This is a genomic window from Micromonospora sp. NPDC049559 (assembly GCF_040676675.1).
In the GTDB taxonomy this organism is placed as follows: Bacteria; Actinomycetota; Actinomycetes; order Mycobacteriales; family Micromonosporaceae; genus JBFAPK01.
The window spans coordinates 116,100-122,099 of record NZ_JBFAPK010000026.1 but is presented as its reverse complement, the minus strand read 5'-3'; the positions used below and the strand labels follow the sequence as shown (position 1 = coordinate 122,099).

Genomic DNA, 6,000 nt, shown 5'->3' with positions numbered 1-6,000 from the left:
GGCACCGCGGCGGCCCTGCGCCAGCAGCTGAACCAGAGCACACCGCCCGGGCGGTGACCGGCGGTACCGCGGGTCCATCCGGCCCGGCCACACCGGCCCGGCCCCTCGAAAGGGAGATGAGTGTATGCCCGACGTGCCACAGCCGATCCGCGACGGGAAGGGTGGCTCGGACCCGGGCCCCCGCAACGTCCTGCTCGACCGGCAGAATCCCGACCTGCTCGTGGCCCCGTCCACCGACCACGGCACGGTACCCAACCTGAAGTTCTCCTTCTCGATGGCGCACACCCGCATCGAGCAGGGCGGCTGGACCCGCGAGGTCACCCAACGGGAGCTGCCGGTCGCCCGTACGCTCTCCGGGGTGGACATGCGGCTGGAGCCGGGCGCCTACCGGGAACTGCACTGGCACCAGCAGTCCGAGTGGGCGTACATCCTCGACGGCAGCTGCCGGATCAGCGCCGTCGACCAGGAGGGGCGCAACTTCCTCGACGACGTGCGCAAGGGCGACCTGTGGTTCTTCCCCAAGGGGGTGCCGCACCACATCCAGGCGCTGGACGAGGGGGTGGAGTTCCTGCTCGTCTTCGACGACGGCCAGTTCTCGGAGAACGGCACCTTCCTGATGAGCGACTTCTTCGCCTGCACGCCGAAGAGCGTGCTCGCGAAGAACTTCGGCTGGTCGCTGGAGCAGTTGGCGCAGATCCCGGAGCGGGAGAAGTACATCTTCTCCGGGCAGGTGCCGCCGCCGCTCGACGCCGACCGGATCGTCAGCCCGACCGGCGACGTGCCCCGTACCTTCAAGCACCGCATGCACGCCCAGGCGCCCGCGCGCTTCTCCGGCGGCAGCGTCCGGATCACCGACTCCACCAACTTCGCGGCGACGACGATCAGCGCGGCCCTCGTGGAGATCGAGCCGGGCGGCCTGCGGGAACTGCACTGGCACCCCACCGACGACGAGTGGCAGTACTACCTCTCCGGCTTCGGGCGGATGGGCGTCTTCGCCAGCACGGGCGTCGCCCGTACCTTCAACTTCCAGGGCGGGGACGTCGGCTACGTGCCCTTCGCGTACGGGCACTACATCGAGAACCTCGGCGACGAGCCGCTGGTGCTGCTGGAGATGTTCCGCAACCCGCGCTTCGAGGACATCTCCCTGGCCCAGTGGATGGCGAACACGCCGCCGCAGATCACCGCGGACACCATCAACGTGCCCCGGTCGCTGATCGAGTCGCTGCGCAAGGACAAACAACCGGTCGTACGGTGACACCGGCGCCGCCGGGGTGCGCGATGCGTCCCCGGCGGCCCAAACCCTCGGGCCGTCCCGGCAGGCCGCCGCACCAGGCGCCCGCGTCAGGGCGCCCGCGTCAGGGCGCCCGCGTCAGGCCGCCCGCGTCTGCTCCTCGCGGACGGCCCAGAGCCGGGCGAGCTGCGCCCGGCTGCGGATGCCAAGCTTGGCGTACACCCCGCGCAGGTGGGTGTCGACGGTGTGGAACGAGACGAAGAGGCTGGCCGCCGCCTGCCGCTTCGTCACGCCCGAGGCCAGCAGCTCGGCGACCCGTACCTCGCGGGTGGTCAGCGCCGCGAAACCCCGGTGCGCGTCGGCGGAGCGGCGGCGGCGACCGCCGGTGCCCGGTTCGGCCGCCCACCGCTGGGCCCGCTCCTGGTCGCCGGTCGCGCCGAGCCGGCCGTAGAGGGCCGCGCTCTCCGCGATCGCGGCGCCCGCCTCGCCGGCCGGGGTCCTCGGCAGCCGCGCCAGGTCGAACAACGCGTCGGCCAGCGCCGGTCGGGCGCCCGTCGTACGCAGCCGCGCCACCGCCTCCGACAGGGCGGCCGGGTTCCGCTCGACGAGCCCGCGGGCGTGCCGTTCGATCCCCTGCCAGAGGGCGCTTCCCGTGCGGGTGGCGAGCGTCGCCGCGTACCGCTCGACGGCGCGCGCGCCGCTCACGTCGCCGGCCAGCAGCGCCGCCCGTACCAGCCGGGGCGCCCGCTGCGGTAGCAGGACGAGCGGCCGCAACGACCGGGCCAGCCCCGCGATGGCCGCCGGGACGAGATCGGGGTGGCGCGCCGGGTCGGGATCGCCGGCCGCCGCGCAGCGCAACGCGAGCCACGGCATGTCGTCCGGCCACTCTCGGCCGGCGTCCGCCGGGTCGAGCAGTTCCCGGGCCCGCTCCGGCTGCCCGCGACGGAACAGCACCTCGGCGACGGTGGCGAGCAGGTCGGCACGGACGTCGTCGGGCAGTTTCCGGCGCGGGTGCTCGCGCAGCGCGAGCCGGGCGCGCGCCTCGGCCTCCGGCAACTCCCCCGTCGCGAGGCGCAGCAGGCAGCCGAGCGCCACGAGTCGGGGGCGCACCGCCGCACCCAGGTTTCCGAGTTCGTCGGCGGCGAGGCGCAGCCCCGTACGGGCGGCGTCGAAGTCGCCCGCGGCGAGGTGCAGGACGATCCGCTCGGCGCGCAGCGTCGCGGCCTGCGCGCGGGCGTGCCGGGCGCTCGCGTCGACCGAGCCCAGCGTACGGCCGGCCGAGCGGGGGTCGCCGCGGGAGAGCGCCCCGGCCGACCGGGCCAGGGCCAGCCGTACCTCGTTCTCCGGCGCCGGCCCGACCGAGTGCGCCCGTTGCGCCCGGCGCAGCAGGGTGGTCGCGTCGGGATGGCCGATCCGGGCGGCCACCTCGGCGGCGGTGGCGAGCAGCCAGGTGCGGTCGGCCGGTCGCAGCCCGCGCTGGGAGAGCGCCCGGTGCAGGCACTCCAGCGCGCGGGACGGATGCTCCGTCGCGTACCAGGCGCCGAGCCGGCCGTGCAGCACCGCGAGCTGCTCCGCGCCGTCGCGGGCGGCGGCGATCTCCTCGGTGAGTACCGTCAGGGCCCGCGCGGAGCGGCCCGCGAGCATGAGGTGGTCGACGGCCGAGAGCACCCAGGCCCGCCGCAGCGCCGGGTCGATGCCGGCGTCCGGCCGGCCGAGCACCGCGACGAGCAGGTCGGCGGCGAGCGACGGGGCGACCGAGGGTGCGCCCGCGAGCTGCGTCACCAGCTCCGGGTCGACCCGGTACCCGTCGTCGACCACCCGCAACAACTGGCCGGCGGCGAGCGACGCGAGCCCCGCGGCGGCCAGCACCTCGGCGGCCTGCTGGCGCAGGGCGGCGAGCAGCGACGGCGGGGTCGCCCGCAGGACGGCGTCGCGCATCGTGGCCGAGGCCGGGCGCAGCCCGTCCGCGCCGTCGCGCAGGATCCCGCGGGCGATGAGCTGCTCCAACTCGTCGCGGAGCCGGACGTCCGCCCGGCCCACCATCCGCTCCACGAACCACGGCTCACAGGGTGTGCCCGCCACCGCCACGACCCGGGCCAGCCACCGCTGCGGCTCGGACATCCGGGAGAGCCGCTCGCGGGCTCCGACCGGACCGCTGTCGCGCGACGACTCGGACATCGGCACCCCCCGTCCCGACGCGGAAGCCGAGCTGGTCGGCACCGTCAGGCCGAGGCTATCGCCGGGCGTACCCGGGCGGATCGGGATCGCGCCATCGCCCGGGTGCCGCCTCGACCCGCCCGTCACAGCCGGGAACACGGTGCCCACCAGCCACTTCCGCAGGCGGCGGGGCCGGCCGTCACGGGTACCCATCCGTGGCGGCCGGCCCTCCCTCCATTGCCTACCTGCGTCGTGCGGCTACCTGGTTACCCCCTTCCCGGGGCGATGGTGTAGTCCACCCCGCCCACCTCGTACCGCTCGCCGATCTCGCGGGCCGGTCCGATCTGCACGACCTGCAGGCCGTACGACTTCTGCAGGGTCTGCGGCACCGCGAAGTTCAGGCCGACGACGGGCCGCTCGTCCGGGTTGATCAGCAGGTCCTTGATCTGCGCCCGGTACGGGTCGACGAGCTCCACCTGGTTCTTCCCGATCACACGAACGCCCTCGCCCGGCTGGCCTGCCCGCTGCCAGCGCTCGAACAGGACCGGGCCGAGGTCGGCGACGAGCCGCAGGTCCGGCGCCCGCTCACCCAGGGGGCGGAAGACGAGGTCGTAGTTCGCCGGCACCGGCAGCGCGTTCGCCAGCGCGTACGGCCGTACCGAGACGCCACCGCCCGACGCGGCCGGTACGGTGTTGGCGTTCTTCCAGGCGATGTTGTTGTTGTACTGCGTGTTGATCGATGTGGACGTGCCCTCGAAGAGCATCGGGTCGGTGGCCGACTCCCAACGCACCAGCAGGCAGAAGTGCCCGAGCGAGGGCACGTTCGGCCAGGCGATGGAGGTCGTGGTGACGCCGGGCGCGACGGGCAGGCTGACCGCGCCGATCGGGGTCCAGTGCGTCGGCCAGTTGGCGCCACCGCCGGAGGTGGTGTAGTAGGCGCGCAGGGTGCCGGAGCTGATGCCGGACCCGTACGGGCCGGGGTTGCGCAGGTTCACGAAGATGTAGCTCGTCGACCCGACGACCGGATTGGTGCTGGCCGCGCACGGGAGCCCGCTCGGGCAGATCTTGATGTCCGGGCTGTTGAAGAACGACGTGTAGATGGCGCCGTGCGGCTCCAGGCCGGTGTCCGTGGCGATGTCCTGGATGTAGACGTCGGTACGGGCGGCGGCCGCGCCCGCGGCGGCACCGGCCGGCGCGGCGGCCGTGGAGATGGTCAGCAGGGCCACGAGTACCGCGCCGAAAAACACCCTCACCCCTGTTCTTCGAGCGCGTGGGACTACCGTTGTCATCGCATTTCCTTTCGTACCGCGGATGGTGGTCGGAGGCTTCGGAGAGCTCTCGCGGTGCCGGCGGAAATACTGTAAGCGCAAAGCCTCGGCCGGTGAAACGGCCAAGAAATTGATCCGTCATGCGTGCCCGCATTTGCCAGGGTGGGGTAATTCCCCGGATACGGCGGAACGTGAATCGAAAAAACCAACGACAATTTGTATCAACGGAGGCGGAGCGTTCTCTGGTGCGTACCCGCGCGACCCGGACGTTCGGCGCCACCCGCCGCCGCCGCGAGCGTCGGCCGATCCGAGGAGACGGCCGGACGACCCGCGAGCGGGGGCGTCAGGAGTCGCGCCGCAGGGCGGACAGGCCCCACAGTTCGGCGATGCGTCCGTCGCGTACCCGGAAGATCTCCAACATGGTCGGTGGCTGCTGCCCCGGAACGCCGTGCACGCTCGTGCGTACGGCGGCGGTGTTGCCCTCCACGACCATGTCCTCGACGACGACCTGGGCGTTCGGGAACGCCTCGTGGAAGCGTTGCCACGCCTGCGTGACGCTCTCCGGCCCGGTGGTCCCCATGGGGTGGCTGTAGAAGTCGGCCGTGAAGATCTCTTTCGCGGCGGCATGGTCAGAGGCGTTGAACGCGGCGTACATGCGCCGGGCCACCGCGCGGACGTCGTCTGTCATGAGTTCTCCTGCTCGGTCATGTTCGCACGGACGCGCCGCAGCACGCCCAGCATGATCTCCTGTTCGTGCGCGGGGACGCCGTCGAGTAGCCGCTCCTGGTACCGCTGGTGCGACTGCACCAGATCGTCCGCCACCCGCTCGCCGGCGGGGGTCAGTGCGGCCAGCGTGTAGCGGTTGTCCGCCGGGTCGAGCCGACGGCCGACCAGCCCTTCGGCCTCGAACTCCTTGACCAGCCGGGTGACGCTCGCGCCGTCGATGCCCAGGGCCCGACGGAGATCGCTGTGGCTGGTCTCGCCGTCACGTCGCAGCCGGACCAGCACCTGCACCCGGTGGGCACTCATGCCCACGTGCCGGGCGAATGCCTGCCGCAGCTCGGCGCAGGCACCGCTCACCTCGCGGAAGAACCTGTCCTCAGGCGTTTCGTCTCGCACGATCTATTTATACAGCAAACTCTTGACGTCATCAAGAGATGGGCGTCAGCGACGCGGTGTTCGGCGCCGCCGACCTCGCCGAGCACACTTCGGGGACGCGTGGTCCCGGACAGCATCCGGACACAGCTGCTGCCCGAACCGGGCCCGCCGGGTCGTGCCGCCGGGCATCGGGCGGACACGCCGCGCGCGTCGGCCGGCCTCGGCCTCGGCCTCGGCCTCGGCCTC

5 protein-coding genes are annotated in these 6,000 nt (G+C 73.0%); 1 reads left to right on the top strand and 4 read right to left on the bottom strand.

Annotated elements, in window-relative coordinates; all coding sequences use genetic code 11:
- The first annotated feature begins 124 nt into the window (after positions 1 to 124).
- Positions 125 to 1,255, top strand: coding sequence for an oxalate decarboxylase family bicupin (locus AB0J86_RS25485; RefSeq protein WP_363860111.1), 1,131 nt, complete (start codon positions 125 to 127; stop codon positions 1,253 to 1,255).
- A 114-nt stretch (positions 1,256 to 1,369) separates the two neighbouring features.
- Here the strand turns inward: AB0J86_RS25485 and AB0J86_RS25480 are convergent, their stop codons facing one another.
- The 4 genes from AB0J86_RS25480 to AB0J86_RS25465 all read right to left on the bottom strand — a co-directional run bounded on the left by AB0J86_RS25480 (position 1,370) and on the right by AB0J86_RS25465 (position 5,775).
- Positions 1,370 to 3,409, bottom strand: coding sequence for a LuxR C-terminal-related transcriptional regulator (locus AB0J86_RS25480; RefSeq protein WP_363860110.1), 2,040 nt, complete (start codon positions 3,407 to 3,409; stop codon positions 1,370 to 1,372).
- Positions 3,410 to 3,654: 245 nt separating this feature from the next.
- Positions 3,655 to 4,641 carry a hypothetical protein gene (locus tag AB0J86_RS25475; protein WP_363860109.1) on the bottom strand — a complete coding sequence of 329 codons (987 nt, stop codon included), beginning with the start codon at positions 4,639 to 4,641 and terminating at the stop codon, positions 3,655 to 3,657.
- Positions 4,642 to 4,999: 358 nt separating this feature from the next.
- Positions 5,000 to 5,344 (bottom strand): nuclear transport factor 2 family protein, encoded by a 345-nt coding sequence (locus AB0J86_RS25470; RefSeq protein WP_363860108.1) that lies wholly within the window; start codon positions 5,342 to 5,344, stop codon positions 5,000 to 5,002.
- Positions 5,341 to 5,775, bottom strand: coding sequence for a MarR family winged helix-turn-helix transcriptional regulator (locus tag AB0J86_RS25465; protein ID WP_363860107.1), 435 nt, complete (start codon positions 5,773 to 5,775; stop codon positions 5,341 to 5,343). Before AB0J86_RS25465 ends, AB0J86_RS25470 begins: the two co-directional genes overlap by 4 nt.
- Positions 5,776 to 6,000 lie beyond the last annotated feature (225 nt).

Bases quoted from the DNA above. Each gene is read 5' to 3' on its own strand.
- AB0J86_RS25470 (WP_363860108.1), bottom strand. From the start codon at position 5,344: ATGACAGACGACGTCCGCGCGGTGGCCCGGCGCATGTACGCCGCGTTC.
- AB0J86_RS25480 (WP_363860110.1), bottom strand. From the start codon at position 3,409: ATGTCCGAGTCGTCGCGCGACAGCGGTCCGGTCGGAGCCCGCGAGCGG.
- AB0J86_RS25485 (WP_363860111.1), top strand. From the start codon at position 125: ATGCCCGACGTGCCACAGCCGATCCGCGACGGGAAGGGTGGCTCGGAC.